The organism is Frankia sp. CoBUL1 (assembly GCF_978021245.1).
On the sequence record NZ_CDXDOS010000258.1, the window covers coordinates 1 to 1,605 of the forward strand.

Below are 1,605 nucleotides of genomic sequence, written 5' to 3' on the forward strand. Positions count from 1 at the left end.
AGGGCGTGCCGCAAAGTCGTTGATGCTGGTCAGGCCGGGTTTTCGAGGCCGAGGATGGCTGTGAGCAGGGCTGGGTCGTGGCGGAGGCGGCGCAGGGTGGGGCTGATCCGGGGGTGTCCGGCCTGGCGGAGCAGGCCGATGGCAAGGTTACGGAACGTGGCCAGTACGCGGGGCGGGGGGCCGGTCCGGACGCGGGAGGCGTCCTCACGGAACGTCACATCGCGGACCCAGTGGACGCGGTTCTCCACAGTCCAGTGATCCCGGACGTAGGCGGCGAGCTCGGCGGCGGTGACCTCGCCGGGGGCGAGGCTGGTGATCACGTGGACGGTGGTTGTGGTGGTGGTCCTGCGGGTGACGCGGCGCCGGGGGGTGCCGCGGGTGACGGTGCGGGTGGTCCGGCGGCGGATCCGGGCGACGGTGCGGGCGTGCGGGTGGCGGGCGCGGATCGCCTCGCTGGCCTCGGCGAGCTGGATGGTGCGCTTCTCGAGCCGGCCGTGGGCCTTTCCCTCGGTGGTGTGGCCGATCGGGGCCTTCGTCCAGTCGGTCACCTGGTGGCAGTCGACGGCCAGGGCGGGGGTGTTGTTCTTGACGGTGAACACGAAGTGCGCGCCGAGCTCGGTGACGATCGCCTCGGCGTGGGCGCGGTTCGTGTGGGCGGCATCAGCGGTGATCACGTGGCCGGTCGGCGGGTGGTAGGTGTGCAGCTCGCGCAGCAGCGGGACGAACGCGGGAACCTCGTTGGTCTTCGCGCCGATCTGGTGCTCGGCCAGCACCGCGCCGGTGCCGTGGGTGACCGCGGCGAGCAGGTGCGGGGCCTTCCCGTCCGGGCCGGTGGCGCCGCGCAGCGTCTTCCCGTCGACCGCGATCCCCGGCCTCCGACAGCCCTCACCCGTCGTGTCGCCGGGGCTGTCCGCGGTACGGGCGCGGCCGGCCAGCGACGCGCCGACGGCCCGCGCCGGCGCGGCGGCGTCGAGCAGTCCCAGGACCCGGAGCACGGTGTCCGCCGACGGCGCCGCGTGCCGCCCGGTCCGCGGACAGCGGCGCGCCCCCGCCGCGGCCAGCACCCGCTGAGGCGCGGCGGCGGCCCAGGCCGCGACCCCGGCCAGGCCGCTCTCCCCGCACAGCACCGCCGCCGCGCACAGCGACAGCACCACCGGCAGCCGGTGGCGTACCCCGCGCGGGTCCCGCGGGTCCGGGACCTGCTCGAAACAGCCCGCCACCGGCCCGCCCGCCGCGGCCAGCACCGCCAGCACCCCCGCCTCCCCGGCCAGGCAGGACACGTCGGCGGGCATGCGAGACTGAACGGGCAACGGGGCCTCCCAGGGGTGAGATCAACGCAATCCCGTCCCTACCGGGCCCCGTTGCCCCACCCGGCGGGAACACGCCCACACCCCGCCCAGCGCCTCACCCCGAGACAGCCAACCCCCGCCATGCTCACCATCAGTGACCAGCGCGGCGTCACCCGGCCAGACCGGCGATCAACCGCAGATTCACGGAACGTCACCAAAACGAGATCATCTCAAAACGGGCCGGTCGTTCCCCACCCAGCCCCCTCAAACCCCGGCCAGACCCACGACCTGCGCAAACAGACTTTGCGGGTCACCC

The 1,605-nt window shown here is 74.4% G+C and carries 1 protein-coding gene; it reads right to left on the bottom strand.

The genetic code is table 11. The features are described 5' to 3' along the window. Window positions 1-29 precede the first annotated feature (29 nt). On the bottom strand, window positions 30-1,310 hold the full coding sequence (locus AC08OX_RS15105; RefSeq protein ID WP_476608398.1) for an ISAs1 family transposase: 1,281 nt from the start codon (window positions 1,308-1,310) through the stop codon (window positions 30-32). Between the last annotated feature and the right edge of the window lie 295 nt (window positions 1,311-1,605).